The sequence below is a fragment of the Streptomyces sp. NPDC048353 genome, from assembly GCF_055587165.1.
On sequence record NZ_JBVJGU010000001.1, the window covers coordinates 593,957 to 610,461 of the forward strand.

A 16,505-nucleotide genomic window follows, 5' to 3' on the forward strand; every position below is an offset into this window, starting at 1 on the left:
CCGACCGCGTGCGGGGTCGGGCTACCGTCTGGGGCGTGATGACGATTCAGCGCGCCGGGGCGCGTTACCACGGGGGCGATCCGGACGCCGGGATCGACACCCGTCACGCCTTCTCCTTCGGGGCGCACTACGACCCGGACAACATCCGCTTCGGCGCGCTCCTCGCCTGCAACGAGGAGCGTCTCGCGCCCGGCGCCGGGTTCGCGGAGCATCCGCACAGCCACACCGAGATCGTCACCTGGGTCGTGGAGGGCGAGCTGACCCACCACGACTCGGCCGGGCACACCACCGTCGTCCGCGCCGGCGACGTCCAGCGGCTCAGCTCCGCCGGGGGCGTACGGCACGAGGAACGCAACGACGCCGACGTGCCGCTGGTCTTCGTCCAGATGTGGCTCGCCCCTCTGGAGCCGGGCGGCGACCCGTCGTACGAGATCGTCCGGGGCATCGCCGACTCGACGCCGTACGCCCTCCCGCGGGCCGCCGCCATGCTGCACGTCCGGCGCCTGGAGGCGGGGGCACGGACCGCCGTGCCCGACGCCGGCCTCGTGTACGCGCACGTGGTCCGGGGCGCGGTGCGCCTCGACGGGGAGGAGCTGGCCGCCGGGGACGCGGCCCGCCTCACCGGCACCCGGGACCTCGCGCTCCTCGCGACGGCCGACGCGGAGGTCCTGCTCTGGGAGATGCGCGCCGACTGACCACCGGCCGGGGGCGCTCCGGGGGCCCGCCTCCGCCTGGCGGCGCGCCGGAGCGTGACCCCGCCGAGCCCCCGCCGTCACGCGGCGCGCGGCCCCGCTCGTCGCACGGCCCGGCTCGTCGCACAGCCCCGCCGTCGCGCGGCGCGCGCCTCACGCGAGTGCGCTCTTCGCCTTCCACTGCTCCCAGCTCGTGTTCCACGCGCCGTAGCCGTTCCCCTCCGCGACCGTCCCCTTCGTGTCCGCGCCCCGGATCTCGAAGGGATCCCCCGCCCGGACCTGGCCGTAGAACCACGCCGCGTCGCCGTCGCTCATGCCGATGCAGCCGGAACTCCTGTTGGCGCGGCCGAAGTGCGCCGCGTTCCACGGGGCGGCGTGCGCGTACATCCCCGACCAGGTCAGCCGCATCGAGAAGTCGACCATCTTGTCGTAGGCGTCGCCGAGGCCGACCGTCTCGGAGTTCATGTTGATCGTGCCCTCCTTCGCCATCAGCACCGCCGTCCCGCGCCAGGACCGCTTGTCGCCACCGGGCGTCCCGCCCGACACGGGAATCGTGCGCAGCGGACGCCCGTCCCTCTCCAGCACCAGCTTCTTGCGGTCCAGGTCGACTTTCACCACCTGCGCCGCGCCCGCGACCGTGAACCCGGTGCGGTAGTCGCGCACGAACCAGCCCCCGCCCGAGTCCGTGCCGTTCAGCGTCGCGTCGAGGGTGATCTTGGTGCCCGGCTTCCAGTACTCCTTCGGCCGCCAGTCCACCCGGTCGTTGCCCGACCAGTCCTTCAGCCAGCCCCACGACCCGACGGTGCCGTTCGACGTCGTGACCTTGAGCTGCCGTTCCACCTCGGCCTTGTGCGTCACCGGCCGGTCGAAGACGATCGACAGCGGCTGTCCGACCCCGACCGTCGTGTCCTTCCCGGGCGCCAGCGTCACCTTGTTCACCCGCGTCGCCTCGGGCGTGGTGAACGTCGACCGGGTCGTCGTCTCCTTCCCGCCCGCCGTGCGGGCCGTCGCCTCCACGTGGTACGAGGTGCCCGGCGCCGCCTTCCGGTCCGAGACCCAGGACGCCCCGCCGGCGCCGGTACGGCCCGCCAGCACGCCGCCGTCCGCGTCGACGACCTTCACCACCGTCAGCGCCCCGCCCGTCGCGGTGACGGTCACGGTCCGCCCGGCCGCCGGGCTCACGACGGTCACCTTCGCCGGGCTCTCGGCCGGCTTCGCGTCCTCCGCCGCCCGGGGCGCGCTCGCCGCACCCGCCGAACAGGCGGCCAGCGAGCCGCAGAGGGCCACGGCCGCGAGCAGCGGACGTATGCGAGCGCGGGAACGGGTACGTGCGGGCATCACGGAGGCCTCCGGGAAACGTGTGGGATGCCCGGACTGTAGGCCGCCGAGAGGCCGCGGAGAACGGCCCGCACCCCGTGTGACAAGGGCTGGGGCGGAACGGTCATCGTCCCGTCACACACGACGCGCGGCACGGTCAAGGACGGCTGTGAGCATCCTGTGCGCCCCCCGACCGAGGGGGCGGAACAAGGAGGCTTCCGTTGTGTCAGCTCTGCTCGTGACGGCCGCGCCCCACCCGACCACGCGCGTACAGCCCCTCACCGCCGAGGAGTACCGCGCCTTCCTCACCAGGAGCGGCGCCGGCGCCGGTTTCCTCCAGCTTCCCTCCTGGGCCGGGGTGAAGGACGGCTGGAGCCACCGGCTCCTCGGCTGGGGTCCCGAGAACGGACACCTCACCGGAGTCGCCCTCGTCCTGCTGCGCACCTTCCCCGGCACCCGCAAGTCCTTCGCCTACCTCCCCGAAGGGCCCGTCGCCGACTGGTCCGACCCCGACATCGACGGCTGGCTCACCCCGCTGCTCGGGCACCTGAAGGCCGCCGGCGCCTTCGCCGTACGCATCGGGCCCTCGCCCGACTTCCGCCGCTGGAACGCCGCCACCCTGAAGGCCCACACCGGGCCGGGCCGCCGCCTGGCCGACGTCCTCGCCGACGAGGTCGACCCGCTCGGCACCGCCGTCGCCGAACGGCTCCGTTCCCGCGGCTGGCGCCGCTGCGGCGGGGACTCCACCCAGGACTCCGACGGCGCCGACGCCCAGCCCCGGCTCGTCTACCGCGTGCCGCTCGCCGGCCGCACCTCCGACGACCTGTGGAACGGCCTCAACCAGGAGTGGCGGCGCAACATCCGCAAGGCCCGCGCCCGCGGCGTGGAGGTCGTCGTCGGCTCCGCCGCCGACCTGCCCGACTTCTACCGGCTGCTGCGGATCACCGAGGAGCGCGACGGCTTCCGGCTCGGCCGCTCGCTCGCGTACTACGAGCGTCAGTACGCGGTCCTCAACGCCGAGGAACCGGGCCGGATGAAGCTGTACCTCGCCCGCCACGAGGGAGAGACCCTCGCCGCCCACACCATGATCACCGTCGGGAAGCGGGTCTGGTACCAGACGGGCGCCTCCGCCGACCACCGGCGCGAGGTCCGCCCCTCCAACGCCCTGCAGTGGCGGATGCTGCTCGACGCCCACGCGCTCGGCGCCGACGTCTACGACATGCGCGGGGTACCCTCCACCCTTGATCCGGACGTCCGCGCCCACGGTCTGCTGCGCTGGAAGCTCGGCACGGGCGGACAGGCCGTCGAGACGCTGGGGGAGTGGGAGACACCGTTGGCCGGCACGACCAATCACACGCTGTACCGGGCCTTCCAGGCCTATCTGGCCCGCCGATGACGCCTTCGGCCTCCCTCGCTCCCGAACCCGCGCCGGGCCCCGGCCCGGTGCCCGGGGCCGGGCCCGGCGGGGCCGTGCGCGTCTCCGTGCCCGGCCCGGCGTCCGCGCCCGCCACCGAGGCCGTCCCCGGCCCCGCCGCGCGACGGACGTCCGTGCTGCGCAGCGGGGCGCTGATGGCCGGCGGGTCGCTGGTCTCCCGCGCCACCGGATTCGTCCGCTCCGCCGTCGTCGCGGCGGCGCTCGGCATCGGCCCGATCGCCGACGGGTACGCGGTCGGCAACTCCGTCCCCACCATTGTCTACATGCTGCTCCTCGGCGGGGCCCTCAACGCCGTCTTCGTCCCCGAGCTGGTCAAGGCGGCCAAGGAGCACGAGGACGGCGGGGTCGCCTACACCGACCGGCTGCTCACCCTCTGCGTCCTGGGCCTGCTGCTCCTCACGGCGGGCGCCGTGCTCGCCGCGCCGGCGATCGTCGACCTCTACACCGACTACACCGGCGAGCGGCTGTCGACGACGGTCGCCTTCGCGCGGTACTGCCTGCCGCAGATCTTCTTCCTGGGACTCTTCACCCTCCTCGGGCAGGTCCTGAACGCGCGCGGCCGGTTCGGCGCGATGATGTGGACCCCGGTCCTCAACAACGTCGTCGTCATCGCCGTGTTCGGCCTCTACCTGGCCACGGTGGCGACCGGCGGCGGGTCCCTCACCGCCGGCGAGACGGCCCTGCTCGGCTGGGGCACGACGGCGGGGATCGCGCTCCAGGCCCTCGCGCTGGTGCCCTCCCTGCGCGCGGCCGGCTTCCGCTGGCGTCCCCGCTTCGACTGGCGGGGCAGCGGACTCACCGCGCCGCTGCGGTCGGCCGGCTGGCTGGTGCTCCTCGTCCTCACCAACCAGGCGGCCTACTGGGTGACCACCCGGCTCGCCACCGCGGCCGGCCTGCGGGCGGCCGACCTCGGCATCGACGGGGGCGTCGGCTTCGCCGCGTACAACAACGCCTATCTGCTGTGGGCCGTGCCGCACGGCATCGTGACCGTCTCCCTGATGACCGCCCTGCTGCCCCGGATGAGCGGCGCGGCGGCCGACGGCGACCTGGCGGGGGTGCGGCGGGACGTCTCGTACGCGCTGCGGACGAGCACGGCGGCGGTCGTCCCGGCGGCGTGCGCGCTGTTCGCGCTGGCGGTGCCGGTGATGGGCCTCGTCTTCGAGTACGGCAGGACCGACGCCGAGGACATCCGGCGGATGTCCTGGATCCTGACGGCCTTCGCGCCGGGTCTGATCGCCCTGTCCGGCCAGTACGTCTGCACCCGCGCCTTCTACGCGCTGCGCGACACCCGCACCCCGTTCCTGCTGAACCTGGCGATCGCCGGCCTCAACGCGGGCCTGTCCTGGACCGCCTACGCCGTCCTCCCCGCCTCCTGGGCGGTGGCGGGCATGGCGGCGGCGTACTCGCTGGCGCTCTGGGCGGGCTGGGCGCTCACCGCGTACGTCCTGCACCGGCGCCTGACGCGCGGCGCGGACCGGGCGTCGGCGGGGGCTCCCGCGACGCCCGCCCCCGAAGGCACGGACGGCGCCGGTCGCGCCGGGGCGGCGGGCGCGCTCGGACGGCTCCTGCTCGCCGCCGTCCCCGCGACCGGCCTCGGGCTGTTCCTCGCCGACGCGACCGCCCCCGCCGGTCCGCCGGCGGCCGCGGCCGCCGGTGCGGCGGGCATCCTCGGCGTCTTCGCGCTGCTGGCCCGCCCGCTCCGGCTCACGGAGGTGCGGGCCCTGCTGACCGGCGCCACCGCCCGCCTTCGCACCCTCACCCGCCGCACCTGACCCGGTGGGGGCCCCGCCCGCCCCGCCGCCCCTGCCCCGCCGCACCGGACCCGGCCGGGCGCCGCCCCCGGCCCCGCGAGGACCGGCCGGGGCACCGCGGCCCCGGCACCCGGCCCCGATCGTCCGCCCGACACCTTGGGATACTCGACCTCATGCCCCGCGTGCTCCTCATAGAAGACGACCCCTCCGTCCGCGAAGGGGTCGAGCTCGGCCTGCGCCGCCGGGGCCACGAGGTGCGGACCGCCGCCACCGGAGAGGCGGGGCTCGCCGCGCTCGGGGAGTTCCGGCCGGATCTGCTCCTCCTCGACCTGATGCTCCCCGGCATGAACGGGGTCCAGGTCTGCCGCCGGGTCCGGGAGACCAGCCAGCTCCCGATCATCATGCTCACCGCCCGCGGCGACGACTTCGACGTCGTCATCGGGCTGGAGGCCGGCGCCGACGACTACATCGTCAAGCCCGCCCGTACCGAAGTCATCGAAGCCCGCATACGCGCCGTCCTGCGGCGGATCGAGGAGCCCGGCGCGGGCCGGCCCGCCGTCGAGTTCCACGGCGAACTCGCCGTCGACCGCGCCGGACTCACCGTCGCCAAGAACGGCGAACGCCTCGCCCTCGCCCCCTCCGAGCTGAAGCTCCTCCTCCATCTGACCGCCGCCCCCGAGCAGGTCTTCAGCCGCCAGCAGCTCCTCGAACACGTCTGGGAGCACAGCTACCACGGCGACGCCCGCCTGGTCGACGCCTGCGTCCGCCGGCTGCGCACCAAGATCGAGGACCCCGCCGGAGCCCCCCGCTACATCCAGACCCTGCGCGGCTTCGGCTACCGCTTCGGCCCGCTGTGAGCGCCCGCCGCGCCCAGCGCCGCCGCCCCTTCGGCCTGCGCACCCGGCTCGTCCTCGCCTTCCTCCTCGTCGCCGCCGTCGGCTGCGGCACCACCGCCGCGCTGACCTACCGCGCCGCCCGCAACGCCGTCCTCGAACAGGCCCAGGACACCGCGGTGTCCGCCTTCCGCGAGCGCGTCCAGGTCCTCAACGTCTCGCTGCCGATCGAGAAGGAATCCCTCCGCTACGACCTCCAGCAGATCGCCCGCCAGGGCAAGCCGCGCCCCTGGCGGGTCTACGCCGAGTACGGCTCCCTCCGCGTCTCCTCCGCCGACCGCCCCGCCTCCACCGTCATCACCCCCGAACTGCGCTCCCGTGCCCGGGCCTCGGCCCACGGCTCCTTCCAGCGGGTCGTCAAGGACGGCCGGCCCTATCTGACCGTCGCCGTCCCCGCCGTCTTCCGGGCGCACACCCCGGCCAAGGCCGTCCACCGCACCGGCCTCGTGCTCTACGCCGTCATGGACCTCGACGTCGAGGAGGCCAACGTCGAGGCGATGGTCCTCGCCGCCCGCGACGGCGCCCTGCCCGCGCTCGCCGTCGCGCTCATCCCCGCCCTGCTCGCCGCCCGCAGCGTGCTCCGGCCGGTACGGGAGCTGCGGCGGGCGGCCGACTCCATGGGCCGCGGCGAACTCGACACCCGGATCCACGCCAAGGGCAGCGACGAACTCGCCGACCTCGCACGGACCTTCAACACCTCCGCCGCCGCCCTGGAACGCTCCGTCGTCGAGCTCCGCGAAGCCGAGGCCCGCGCCCGGCGCTTCGCCTCCGACGTCTCCCACGAGCTGCGCACCCCGCTCGCCGGGATGCTCGCCGTCACCGAACTCCTCGACGAGGACGCGGCCACCCTCGACAGCGACACCGCCCGGGCGGTACGGCTCATCAGCGCCGAGACCGGCAAGCTGGCCGTCCTCGTGGAGGACCTGATGGAGATCTCCCGGTTCGACGCCCGCGCCGCGGAGCTGCACGTGGACGAGGTGGACGCGGCCGACAGCGTGCGCAAGTCCCTGCAGCGCCGGCACTGGACCGACCCGGAGGCCGTCCGCGCCGACCTGCCCGCCGGGGTGCGGGCCCGGCTCGACCCGCGCCGTTTCGACGTCGTCGTCGCCAACCTCGTCGGCAACGCGCTGCGGCACGGCGAGGCGCCGGTGACGGTGAGCCTGCGGGCCGAGGGCGACTGGCTGGTGATCGAGGTCGCCGACCGGGGCCCCGGCATCGCCGACGAGGTCCTGCCGCACGTCTTCGACCGCTTCTTCAAGGCGGACCAGGCCCGTACGCGCTCCGCCGGCAGCGGACTCGGCCTCGCCATCACCCTGGAGAACGTCCGGCTGCACGGCGGCACCGTCACGGCCGCCAACCATCCCGACGGCGGCGCCGTCTTCACGGTGAGGATCCCGCGGTGAGGCGCCGGACCGGGCTCGGACGCCTGCCGCACGCCCTCGGCGTCCTCCTCGCGGGCGCCCTCGCGCTGACCGGCTGCGGCATCCAGCAGAGCGACGTGGTGGAGGCCGGCGGGCCGGCGACGATCGCCGTCGCCCCCGGCGAGGGCAACCGGATGCTGCTGTTCTACGTCGACGCCGACGGCAGGCTGACCCCGGCCGCCCGCTCGCTGCCCCCGCTCTTCGGAGACGACTACCGGCTCGCGCAGGGTCAGGTCCCGCCCACGTACCCGCGCGGCATGGGCGTCGCCGCCCGCCCGGCACTCTCCGCGCTGCTCCGCGGCCCGACGGCCGCCGAGCGCGCCGCCGGCCTGTCGACCCGGCTGCCCCAGCCCGGACGGAAGTGGACCGACGACAAGCGCGGCCCCCTGGTGAACGTGGAACCCGGCGAGGACGGGGAGCCCACGCTGCGGGTCAGCGTCGACTTCCCGCTGGGCGACCTGGACGGCACGGCCGCCCGCCAGCTCGTGTGCACGGCCGCCTACGCGGAGGAGACCGACGGCCGGATCCCCGTCGTCCTGTCCGGTCCGGGCAGCACCCGTCCCGCCGAACGCTGCGACGACTTCGAGGTCGGCACCCCGTCCCAGCCGGAACCGGACACCCCGGGGGAGACCACCGGGACCACCCCGGCCGACCGGCGGGGCAGCGAAACCGCCCCGGGCTTCGGCACCCCCGGCCCCGAGCCGTCCCCGTCCTGACCCCTAGGTCCTGTCTGACAATTCCCGTCTGCCGCGCGACGCCATGCACGCACTCTCGCCGCACCGGCCCCTGACCCGAGTACGTCCAGTACGCGGGTCAGGGGACGGCACGCCGAGAGCACGCACCTGACGCCGCGCGGCCGCCCTTCGGGCACGACGCGAATTGTCAGACAGGACCTAGCCGCGCAGCTCCGCGAGGACCGCGTCGGTGAACGGCGGCCATGCCTCCACCGCCCACGGGCCGAAGGCCCGGTCCGTCAGCGCCACGCACGCGGCCCGGGCGTCCGGGTCGATCCACAGGAACGTGCCCGACTGGCCGAAGTGGCCGAACGTACGCGGCGAGGACGAGGCCCCGGTCCAGTGCGGGGACTTGGAGTCGCGGATCTCGAAGCCGAGGCCCCAGTCGTTGGGCCGCTGATGCCCGTACCCGGGGAGGATGCCGGTCAGACCGGGGTGCGTCACCGTCATCGCGTCCAGCACCGTGCGCGGGTCGAGCAGCCGCGGCGCCTGCACCTCCGCCGCGAACCGCACCAGGTCGTCGACCGTCGACACCCCGTCCTTGGCGGGCGAACCGTCCAGCGACGTCGACGTCATGCCGAGCGGCTCGAGGACCGCCTGGTGCAGGTAGTCGGCGAAGGGGATGTCCGTCGCCTTGGCGACGTGGTCGCCGAGCGCCTCGAAGCCGGTGTTGGAGTAGATCCGGCGCGCACCGGGCTCCGCCATGACACGGGGCTCGTCGAAGGCCAGGCCGGAGGTGTGGGCCAGCAGGTGCCGCACGGTCGCGCCCTCGGGCCCGGCGGGCTCGTCGAGGTCGATCGCCCCCTCCTCGTACGCGACGAGGACGGCGTACGCCGCGAGCGGCTTGGTCACCGAGGCGAGCGGGAACCGCTGTCCGGTGGGGCCGTGCGCCCCGGCGAGGGTGCCGTCCGCGCGGACGACGGCGGCGGCAGCGGTGGGGACGGGCCAGTTCTCGATCAACGCCAGGCTCTGCATGGAGCCGAGCCTACTTGCTTGGAGTGCACTCCAAGGTTCTAGCGTGGGGCCCATGAGCGTGATCGCCCGCACGACCTCGCAGGACCCCGCTTTCCCCCGGCCGGACGGCCAGGACCGCTACACCATCAGCGAGGTGGCGGCCTGGACCGGACTCTCCGCCCACACCCTCCGCTGGTACGAGCGGATCGGTCTGATGCCGCACGTCGACCGCTCGCACACCGGCCAGCGGCGCTTCACCAACCGCGACCTGGGCTGGCTGACCTTCGTCGGCAAGCTCCGGCTGACCGGGATGCCGGTCGCCGCGATGGTGCGGTACGCGGAGCTGGTCCGGGAGGGCGATCACACCTTCGTCGAGCGGCGCGAGCTGCTGGAGACCACCCGCCGGGACGTGCTGTCCCGGATCGCGGAACTCCAGGACACCCTCGCCGTCCTCGACATCAAGATCGGCCACTACGCGGAGGGATGAACCGATGAGCAGGATTTCCACGGTCCGACTGGGCACGGACGGACCCGAGACCGGCGTCCAGGGCTTTGGAGCCATGGGCATCAGCGAGTTCTACGGCGACACGGACGAGGCCGCCGCGCGGGACACCCTCGACGCGGCGCTGGAGGCCGGTGTCACCCTGATCGACACGGCGGACGTCTACGGGCAGGGCGCCAACGAGGAGTTCCTCGCCCCGTTCGTGGCCGCTCACCGCGACGAGATCGTCCTCGCCACCAAGTTCGCCATAGAGCGCCGCGCCGACGACCCGCACTACCGGGGCATCAACAACGACCCCGCCTACATCCGGAAGTCGGCCGAGGCCAGCCTGCGCCGGCTGGGAGTCGAGACCATCGACCTCTACTACATGCACCGGCGCGACCCGGCCGTCCCCCTCGCCGAGTCGGTCGGCGCGATGGCGGAGCTGGTGCGCGAGGGCAAGGTGCGGCACCTCGGTCTGAGCGAGGTCACCGGCGCGGAGCTGCGCGAGGCGCACGCCGTGCACCCGATCGCGGCCCTCCAGTCGGAGTGGTCCCTGTTCTCCCGGGACGTGGAGCGCGGCGCGGTCGGCGCGGCGGCGGAGCTCGGGGTGGCGTTCGTCCCGTACTCCCCGCTGGGCCGGGGCTTCCTGACCGGTGCCTTCGTGGACGCGTCCAAGGACCTGTCGCCCGGAGACTTCCGCAAGCACCAGCCGCGCTTCACGGGCGAGAACGCGGAGCGGAACGCGGCGCTCCTCGAACCGGTCCTGAAGATCGCGGCGGCGCACGGGGCGACGGCGGCGCAGATCGCGCTGGCGTGGGTGCAGCAGCGGGCCACGGTGCACGGCCTGACGGTCGTGCCGATCCCGGGCACCCGCAAGCGCGCCCGCCTGGAGGAGAACGCGGCGGCGACCCGGATCACGCTGACGGACGCGGAACTGGCGGAACTGGAGCCGATCGCGGCGCGGGTGTCGGGGGACCGCTACCCGGACATGAGCTCCACGTCGGCGGCGCGGGAGTAGGAGCCGGGCCGGTCGCGGCGCCGGGACCACGCCACGACACGGCCCGCCTCCCGCCCGGCGACCTCACGCCAGCCCCAGCGCGAAGACCGCGAACCCCGCCGCCAGGAGGCCGGCCATCGTGCGGCGGGCGGGGCCGGTCCGCGTCCACGGGGACTCGAAGCCCCGGGCGAACCGCCCGATCAGCACCAGCAGCCCGGCGAACAGCGGCATCCACGCGAGTCGGGCGAGGACCCAGCCGACGGTGTCCGGCGCACCGACGAGCCCGGGGACCTCACCCGCGTACGACGCCGGGATCGCGGCGGCGAGCATCGCCGTCTGGTGCCAGCACAGGATGGTCATCGCCGACAGGTTGACGACGACGACCGGCGCCCACAGCGCGGGTCGCCGCAGCAGCTTCCCGAGCCGGTCGCGCAGCAGGATCGCGGCGCCGCTCTGGGCGGCGGCGAGGGCGAGGACGAGCAGCGACGGCGGGTGGGAGTTGGTGCGGGCCTCGCCGGGGACGCCGACCATGGAGGCGGGGTAGCCGAAGAAGAGCAGCAGGGCGGCGAAGAGCGCCGCGCCGCCGACGAGCAGCCCCCACGCGTGCCGCCTGGTGAGCCGGCCCTCCGCCCAGGAGACACCGAGCTGGTAGGCGAAGAGCCAGCCGGGAAGGATGGTGAGGAGGCCCAGCCAGGAAGGCACGGCCTCGGCGTACGGCCCGTAGCGCAGCACGTCGACGACGGCGACGGAGCCGAGCAGCGGGGCGGCGGCCCAGACGCCCAGGCGGCTGGCCGCGCGCAGGCAGAGCGGGGTGAGGGCGGTGACGACCGTGTAGACCCCGACGAACCAGAGCGGCTGGACGACCAGCGTCGACGCCGTCCGCAGGGTGTCGCCGGGCACGCCGAAGCCGTAGTGGAGCGCCGGGAGCAGCAGCGCCCACACGGCGGTGACGCCGAGGACGGGCCGGCCGAGCCGGGCGAGGCGGCCCTTGAGCCAGTCACGGGTGGAGCCCTGCCGCTTCCGGTATGACAGGGCGGAGGCGTAGCCGCCGACGAGGAAGAAGATCCCCAGCATCTGGAGGATCCAGCTGACGGGTGCGAACGCGCCGAAGGCGGAGAGCGGGCTGGCGTTGTGCAGGGCCCCGTCGGAGGAGAGGGTGAAGCCGCCGAGGAGCCAGTGCCCGGTCGGTACGGCGAGCAGCGCGAGGGCGCGCAGGCCGTCGACGGCCCGGTCGCGGTGGGCGGGGGTCCGGTGCTCGATGCGCTGGGCGAGGCTGGTCATCGGAGGTCCCCCTGGGCGATGGCGGCGAAGGTACGGAGGGAGCGGGTGCCGGCGGTGAAGTAGCCGTTGTGGCCGTGGGCGTCCTCGGCGGGGACGCGGCGGGCGCCGAAGGCGGGGCTGGTGGGGTCCTCGCCGTGGCCGAGCCCGGCGAAGCGGACGTTCGGGACCTTGTCGATCCAGTCGGAGGGGTCCTTGGCGGCCCAGACCCGGGCGGAGGTGCGCAGTGCGGCGACGTTGTCGGCGCGCATGCCGGGGGAGCCGAGGACGACGAGGTCCTTGGCCTTGAGTTCGGGGGCGGCGAGGCCGCAGACGACGGAGCCGTAGCTGTGGCAGAAGACGGCGGGGTCGGCGGCGCCGACGGCGTCGAGCCCGTCGACGAGCCGGGTGAGCCGCTCGGCTCCCGCCTCGGCGAGATCGCCGGAGGCGGCGTCCAGGCCGACGCCGACGGGGGTGGTGTAGCCGGCCCAGGCGATGACGGCGGTGCCGCCGCCGGTGGCACGGTGCAGGGCGTCGGCCATGTCGGTGAGCGGCCGGACGTTCCCGGCGTCGATGTCCGAGCCGGGCACGACGACGGCGACATGCCGGGCCGTGGCCAGGTCCCCGCGCACGACGGCGACCTGGCCCCGGCCCCGGGGGTCGTAGGCGAGGACCTGCTGTCCGGCGTAACGGGGCCCGGCGGTGCGGGCGTTGGCCTCGTACCGCAGGGGGAGGGGGGCGCCGTCGAGATTGCCGACGACGGCGGGGTGCGCGGCGGCGAGCTGCCGCTGCCGGGCGGGGCTCAGGGAGGCGAAGAACGCGGCGGTCCGGGCGGCCGTCATCCGCTCCGGATCGGGCAGCCCCGCGTCCCGCCACGCCGCCACCCCGACCGGCCCTCCGGTCACGGCCCGTTGCCCATTCCCGGACACCCACCCCGCCGTTCCCCCGACCACCGTGCCGACGATCGCGACGGCCCCCAAGGTCCTCTTGAAGCGGCGCATGTGGCTGCCCTCCTTCTCGCTGTCTCTCGTGCGTCTGGTCCGTAGCGAGAGGAAGGTAGGAAGGAAACGCCCCCCACCACGTCACCCCGGAGCGCCAACTCCGAGCTGCTACCGGGGTAGGGGGTGGACGAGGGGCCGACTGGGGGGCGGGGGTGGGGGTTTCCCCAGGGGGAGGGCTGGGGGGCGGGTCCCAGGGGGGCTGTATACGGGCCGACCCTGGCGCGTGGCCGCGGTCTTGAAAGGGGGGAGGCCTCCCGGCGGTGGCCGGTCCGGTGAGGGTCGGCCCACGGAGCGACCGGGTGACGGGGTCGGGGGCGGAGCCCTGGTCCCGTCAGGGTTTCGGGAGGGGGCGGACTGGGGTGTTCACCGCGTGCCGCGTACCGGAGACGCACCGCCCGTGCCGGACGGCACCACCGGCCCCGCGCGCCCGCCCGCCGACGGGGCGAAGCCCCGCCCGACGCTCACACCGCCACCCCCGTCACCGCCCCCCGTCCCCCGGCGCCACCACCCCCGACTCGTACGCGAAGATCACCGCCTGGGCCCGGTCGCGCAGGTCAAGTTTCGACAGGACGCGGCCGATGTGCGTCTTCACCGTCTGTTCCGCGAGTACCAGCCGGTCCGCGATCTCCTGGTTCGACAGGCCCCGCGCGATCAGCTCCAGGACCTCCGTCTCGCGCGGCGTCAGCCCGTTGAGCCGCAGCGCCGCCCGGTCCCCCCGCGGCGCCGGCCGCGACGCGGCGAAGTCGGCGATCAGGCGGCGCGTCACCGACGGCGCCAGCAGCGCCTCGCCGCCGGCCACCACCCGCACCGCCGCGATCAGGTCCGCCGGCGGCGCGTCCTTCAGCAGGAAGCCCGACGCGCCCGCGCGCAGCGCCTCGTACACGTAGTCGTCCACGTCGAACGTGGTCAGCATCAGGACCTTCGGCCGGTGCACGACCCCGACCGGCGGCGACAGGATCTCCCGCGCCGCCGCGAGCCCGTCCATCTCCGGCATCCGTACGTCCATCAGCACCACGTCCGGACGCGTCGACCGGGCCACCTCGACCCCCGCCCGCCCGTCCGGCGCCTCGCCCACCACGTCGATGTCCGCCTGCGCCGCCAGCAGCGCGGCGAACCCCGCCCGCACCATGGCCTGGTCGTCGACGATGATCACGCGGATGGGCGTCACGGAAGTCCGTCCTTCGTACGCAGCGGAAGCCTGGCCGCGACCCGGAAGCCGCCGTCCGGCAGCGGCCCGGTGTCCAGCGTGCCGCCGGTCAACCGTACGCGTTCACGCATCCCGACCAGCCCGTGCCCCGTCCCCGGCCCGCCTTCCAGCGGCGAGGTCCGCCGGGCGCCGGGGCCGTTGACGACGAGCACGCTCAGCCAGCCGTCCTCGGTGCGGACCGACACCCGGGTCCGGGCCCCCGGCGCGTGCCGGACGGCGTTCGCGAGCGCCTCCTGCACGATCCGGTACGCCGACAGGTCCACCGCCTGCGGTACGTCCCCGAGGTCGGCCGCCAGCGACAGCTCGGCCGGCAGCCCCGCCCGTACCGTCGCCTCGATCAGCTGCTGCACCCGGTCGAGGCCCGGCTGCGGCGCCCGTTCGCCCTCCGTGCCCTCGTTGCGGAGCACCACGAGGAGGCGCCGCATCTCGGCGAGCGACTCCCGCGCGCTCGCGGCGATCGAGGTGAACTCCTCCCGGGCCGCGTCGGGCAGGTCGGGGATTCGGTACGGCGCCGAGTCTGCCTGGACCGTGATCACCGACATGTGGTGGGCGACGACGTCGTGCAACTCCCGCGCGATCCGGGCGCGTTCCTCCAGGAGGGTGGTGCGTGCCCGCTCCTCCGCGGTACGGCGTTCGGCGTCGCCGCGTTCGCGGAGCGTCGCGGTGACCAGCAGGACGACACCGCTCAGCACGAAGAGGAGGACGTGGGTGCCGTCGCTGTGCCGCTGGGAGACCAGCTCGAACGCGAAGCCGACGGCGCCGGTCACCAGCCACACCCCGAGCAGTGCCCGGCGCGACTCGCGCAGCCCGAGGGCCACCATCAGGGCGAGGTAGCCGATGACGACCATCGGCGTCCACGGCCAGGGGCGCCCGACGACCCCGTCCGCCCCGAACAGGACCAGCGCTCCGGCGACATCGGCGATGCCGATCACCCACCACGCCTGGAGGGGGCGGGTCACGGCGAGCAGCAGCGGCGCGGTCTGCGCGGTGGCGAGGGCGCCGGCGAGGGCGCCGTTGACCTCGTAGTCCTGCACGAGGACCGTGATGGTGACGGGGAGCAGGGAGGCGACGAAGGCGAAGGCCACGCCGTACGGGAGCTGCCGAAGCCAGCGTTTCCTGGCATGGGCGAGGAGCGGTTCGCCGGGCGCGGTCGGCGTCGCGAGGGCCGTGCCGAAAGCCTGCATCAGGCTCCGCGCGGGGGCGGCGAGCCGCCCGGCGCGAGCCGAGAACCGGCCGGCGCGCCCGGTTTCGGGATCCCTAGGGGACGCGGGGGGCTCGGCGGGTTCGGGGGAGGAGGGGGTGTCGGTACTCATGGCCTGCCCAGACTAGGCAGCACCGGCGCGGGAGGGCGTCATACCGCAGAGCCGTCCCGCACCCCCTACGGAGGTATGACCCGCGTGGCCCGCCCGCTCCCGGCGAACCCCCGCGTCCCACCCCTCACAGCTGCGCCAGCAGCTCCGCCTTCTTCGCCGTGAACTCCTCGTCGGTGACCAGACCCGCCTGGTGCAGCTCCCCGAGGTGCCGTATCCGCTCCGCCACCCCCGCCGGATCGAAGCGGTCCGTCTCCAGCGGCGCCGCCGCCCGCCCCGCGCCCCGGATCGCCGCGAGGACCGACGCCGCGAACGGCAGGGACTCGTGGACCAGGCCGTAGCCGAGGCCGAAGACGACGGCGGCCGGGTCCTGGTCGACCTGCGCGTGCAGCGGCTCGGTGCCCCGGGGCAGCAGCCGCAGGTACCCGTCGAAGACGTCGGGCGAGCGCCACTCCACCCCGCTGAGGTCCTGGACGGAGAATGTCTGGTCGCCGGCCTTCCACTTCTCCGAGGAGGCGCCCGTACCGAACCAGCGGAAGGTGACCTCCGACCGACCGTCGAACCCGGCCCTCCCGTCGAAGGCCTTGAAGGACTGGGGCCCTTCCGGCGCCGTCACCAGGAACCCGTCGGTCGGGCCGGTGTCCCGTGCCAGGAGCGGGCGCAGCTCGTCCGCGTAGTACTCGGCCAGGGTCTCGCGCTCGGCCGGCAGCACCAGCCGGTAGGGGTCGCGCCCCGCCTTCAGCTGCCCGGCGGCCGCCTCCATCAGGGGGTCGGCGCCCGGCCGCGGCACGGCGTGCAGCACGACGGTGCCCCGCTTGCCCGGGGCGAGCGTCACAGACGCCAAAGCCTCGTGCGGGACACGTCGTTCACGCAGCGTCTGGAACAGCTTCGGTGTGCGGATCCCCCGTTCGAAGCGGATGACGACGGCGTCGCTCTCGAACTCCCAGGTGGCATGAATTCCGGCCAGCACATCACCCATGTGCCTCATCGTATGCGCCGGGCGCCCGCGCGTCGCCCCTCGGTCGGGGGCCGGTCCGCGCGCGCTCTACGCG

Annotated in this window: 15 protein-coding genes; 8 read left to right on the forward strand and 7 right to left on the reverse strand. The window is 74.7% G+C overall.

Annotation, left to right across the window (positions count from 1 at the left end; translation table 11 throughout):
• Nucleotides 1-38 precede the first annotated feature (38 nt).
• Nucleotides 39-695 carry a pirin family protein gene (locus ACZ6RC_RS02575; RefSeq protein ID WP_469579411.1) on the forward strand — a complete coding sequence of 219 codons (657 nt, stop codon included), beginning with the start codon at nucleotides 39-41 and terminating at the stop codon, nucleotides 693-695.
• A gap of 150 nt (nucleotides 696-845) precedes the next feature.
• On the opposite strand, the gene ACZ6RC_RS02580 is transcribed toward ACZ6RC_RS02575, so the two are convergent.
• Nucleotides 846-2,030: a L,D-transpeptidase gene (locus ACZ6RC_RS02580; RefSeq protein ID WP_469578819.1), complete on the reverse strand. Its 1,185-nt coding sequence runs from the start codon at nucleotides 2,028-2,030 to the stop codon at nucleotides 846-848.
• Between the two features lie 202 nt (nucleotides 2,031-2,232).
• Between ACZ6RC_RS02580 and ACZ6RC_RS02585 the strand changes: the two genes are divergently transcribed.
• The 5 genes from ACZ6RC_RS02585 to ACZ6RC_RS02605 all read left to right on the forward strand — a co-directional run bounded on the left by ACZ6RC_RS02585 (nucleotide 2,233) and on the right by ACZ6RC_RS02605 (nucleotide 8,225).
• The gene (locus ACZ6RC_RS02585; RefSeq protein WP_453614788.1) at nucleotides 2,233-3,405 is read left to right on the forward strand and encodes a lipid II:glycine glycyltransferase FemX; all 1,173 of its coding nucleotides are present in this window, start codon (nucleotides 2,233-2,235) and stop codon (nucleotides 3,403-3,405) included.
• Entirely contained in the window at nucleotides 3,402-5,216 is a 1,815-nt protein-coding gene (murJ, locus tag ACZ6RC_RS02590; RefSeq protein ID WP_469578821.1) for a murein biosynthesis integral membrane protein MurJ, read from the forward strand. Before ACZ6RC_RS02585 ends, murJ begins: the two co-directional genes overlap by 4 nt.
• Before the next feature lie 152 nt (nucleotides 5,217-5,368).
• Nucleotides 5,369-6,052: a response regulator gene (locus ACZ6RC_RS02595; protein ID WP_391142259.1), complete on the forward strand. Its 684-nt coding sequence runs from the start codon at nucleotides 5,369-5,371 to the stop codon at nucleotides 6,050-6,052.
• On the forward strand, nucleotides 6,049-7,491 hold the full coding sequence (locus ACZ6RC_RS02600) for a sensor histidine kinase (RefSeq protein ID WP_453614794.1): 1,443 nt from the start codon (nucleotides 6,049-6,051) through the stop codon (nucleotides 7,489-7,491). Before ACZ6RC_RS02595 ends, ACZ6RC_RS02600 begins: the two co-directional genes overlap by 4 nt.
• Complete coding sequence (locus tag ACZ6RC_RS02605; RefSeq protein ID WP_469578824.1) at nucleotides 7,488-8,225, forward strand: hypothetical protein; 738 nt, start codon at nucleotides 7,488-7,490, stop codon at nucleotides 8,223-8,225. Before ACZ6RC_RS02600 ends, ACZ6RC_RS02605 begins: the two co-directional genes overlap by 4 nt.
• A 177-nt stretch (nucleotides 8,226-8,402) precedes the next feature.
• Here ACZ6RC_RS02605 and ACZ6RC_RS02610 read toward each other — a convergent pair whose 3' ends face one another.
• Complete coding sequence (locus ACZ6RC_RS02610; protein WP_391141174.1) at nucleotides 8,403-9,218, reverse strand: serine hydrolase domain-containing protein; 816 nt, start codon at nucleotides 9,216-9,218, stop codon at nucleotides 8,403-8,405.
• 52 nt (nucleotides 9,219-9,270) lie between these two features.
• Between ACZ6RC_RS02610 and ACZ6RC_RS02615 the strand changes: the two genes are divergently transcribed.
• Together ACZ6RC_RS02615 and ACZ6RC_RS02620 are read left to right on the forward strand one after the other, a co-directional pair.
• Complete coding sequence (locus ACZ6RC_RS02615; protein ID WP_391141172.1) at nucleotides 9,271-9,684, forward strand: MerR family transcriptional regulator; 414 nt, start codon at nucleotides 9,271-9,273, stop codon at nucleotides 9,682-9,684.
• A 4-nt stretch (nucleotides 9,685-9,688) separates the two neighbouring features.
• Nucleotides 9,689-10,699 carry an aldo/keto reductase gene (locus ACZ6RC_RS02620; protein ID WP_469578826.1) on the forward strand — a complete coding sequence of 337 codons (1,011 nt, stop codon included), beginning with the start codon at nucleotides 9,689-9,691 and terminating at the stop codon, nucleotides 10,697-10,699.
• 63 nt (nucleotides 10,700-10,762) lie between these two features.
• On the opposite strand, the gene ACZ6RC_RS02625 is transcribed toward ACZ6RC_RS02620, so the two are convergent.
• From ACZ6RC_RS02625 to ACZ6RC_RS02645, 5 genes are all read right to left on the reverse strand, one after another.
• Entirely contained in the window at nucleotides 10,763-11,959 is a 1,197-nt protein-coding gene (locus ACZ6RC_RS02625; RefSeq protein WP_469578828.1) for an acyltransferase family protein, read from the reverse strand.
• Nucleotides 11,956-12,936, reverse strand: a complete 981-nt coding sequence (locus ACZ6RC_RS02630) for an alpha/beta hydrolase (RefSeq protein WP_469578831.1) — start codon at nucleotides 12,934-12,936, stop codon at nucleotides 11,956-11,958. The genes ACZ6RC_RS02625 and ACZ6RC_RS02630 overlap by 4 nt, the downstream gene beginning before the upstream one ends.
• A gap of 478 nt (nucleotides 12,937-13,414) precedes the next feature.
• On the reverse strand, nucleotides 13,415-14,104 hold the full coding sequence (locus tag ACZ6RC_RS02635; RefSeq protein WP_391141160.1) for a response regulator: 690 nt from the start codon (nucleotides 14,102-14,104) through the stop codon (nucleotides 13,415-13,417).
• Complete coding sequence (locus ACZ6RC_RS02640; protein WP_469578832.1) at nucleotides 14,101-15,456, reverse strand: sensor histidine kinase; 1,356 nt, start codon at nucleotides 15,454-15,456, stop codon at nucleotides 14,101-14,103. The genes ACZ6RC_RS02635 and ACZ6RC_RS02640 overlap by 4 nt, the downstream gene beginning before the upstream one ends.
• 124 nt (nucleotides 15,457-15,580) lie before the next feature.
• Complete coding sequence (locus tag ACZ6RC_RS02645; RefSeq protein ID WP_391141155.1) at nucleotides 15,581-16,432, reverse strand: DUF4429 domain-containing protein; 852 nt, start codon at nucleotides 16,430-16,432, stop codon at nucleotides 15,581-15,583.
• Nucleotides 16,433-16,505 lie beyond the last annotated feature (73 nt).

What these genes read in the sequence shown, in the direction of transcription:
- ACZ6RC_RS02575 (WP_469579411.1), top strand. Translation starts at nt 39, where the DNA reads ATGACGATTCAGCGCGCCGGGGCGCGTTACCACGGGGGCGATCCGGAC.
- ACZ6RC_RS02580 (WP_469578819.1), bottom strand. Translation starts at nt 2,030, where the DNA reads ATGCCCGCACGTACCCGTTCCCGCGCTCGCATACGTCCGCTGCTCGCG.
- murJ (WP_469578821.1), top strand. Translation starts at nt 3,402, where the DNA reads ATGACGCCTTCGGCCTCCCTCGCTCCCGAACCCGCGCCGGGCCCCGGC.
- ACZ6RC_RS02595 (WP_391142259.1), top strand. Translation starts at nt 5,369, where the DNA reads ATGCCCCGCGTGCTCCTCATAGAAGACGACCCCTCCGTCCGCGAAGGG.
- ACZ6RC_RS02610 (WP_391141174.1), bottom strand. Translation starts at nt 9,218, where the DNA reads ATGCAGAGCCTGGCGTTGATCGAGAACTGGCCCGTCCCCACCGCTGCC.
- ACZ6RC_RS02615 (WP_391141172.1), top strand. Translation starts at nt 9,271, where the DNA reads ATGAGCGTGATCGCCCGCACGACCTCGCAGGACCCCGCTTTCCCCCGG.
- ACZ6RC_RS02620 (WP_469578826.1), top strand. Translation starts at nt 9,689, where the DNA reads ATGAGCAGGATTTCCACGGTCCGACTGGGCACGGACGGACCCGAGACC.
- ACZ6RC_RS02625 (WP_469578828.1), bottom strand. Translation starts at nt 11,959, where the DNA reads ATGACCAGCCTCGCCCAGCGCATCGAGCACCGGACCCCCGCCCACCGC.
- ACZ6RC_RS02630 (WP_469578831.1), bottom strand. Translation starts at nt 12,936, where the DNA reads ATGCGCCGCTTCAAGAGGACCTTGGGGGCCGTCGCGATCGTCGGCACG.
- ACZ6RC_RS02640 (WP_469578832.1), bottom strand. Translation starts at nt 15,456, where the DNA reads ATGAGTACCGACACCCCCTCCTCCCCCGAACCCGCCGAGCCCCCCGCG.
- ACZ6RC_RS02645 (WP_391141155.1), bottom strand. Translation starts at nt 16,432, where the DNA reads ATGGGTGATGTGCTGGCCGGAATTCATGCCACCTGGGAGTTCGAGAGC.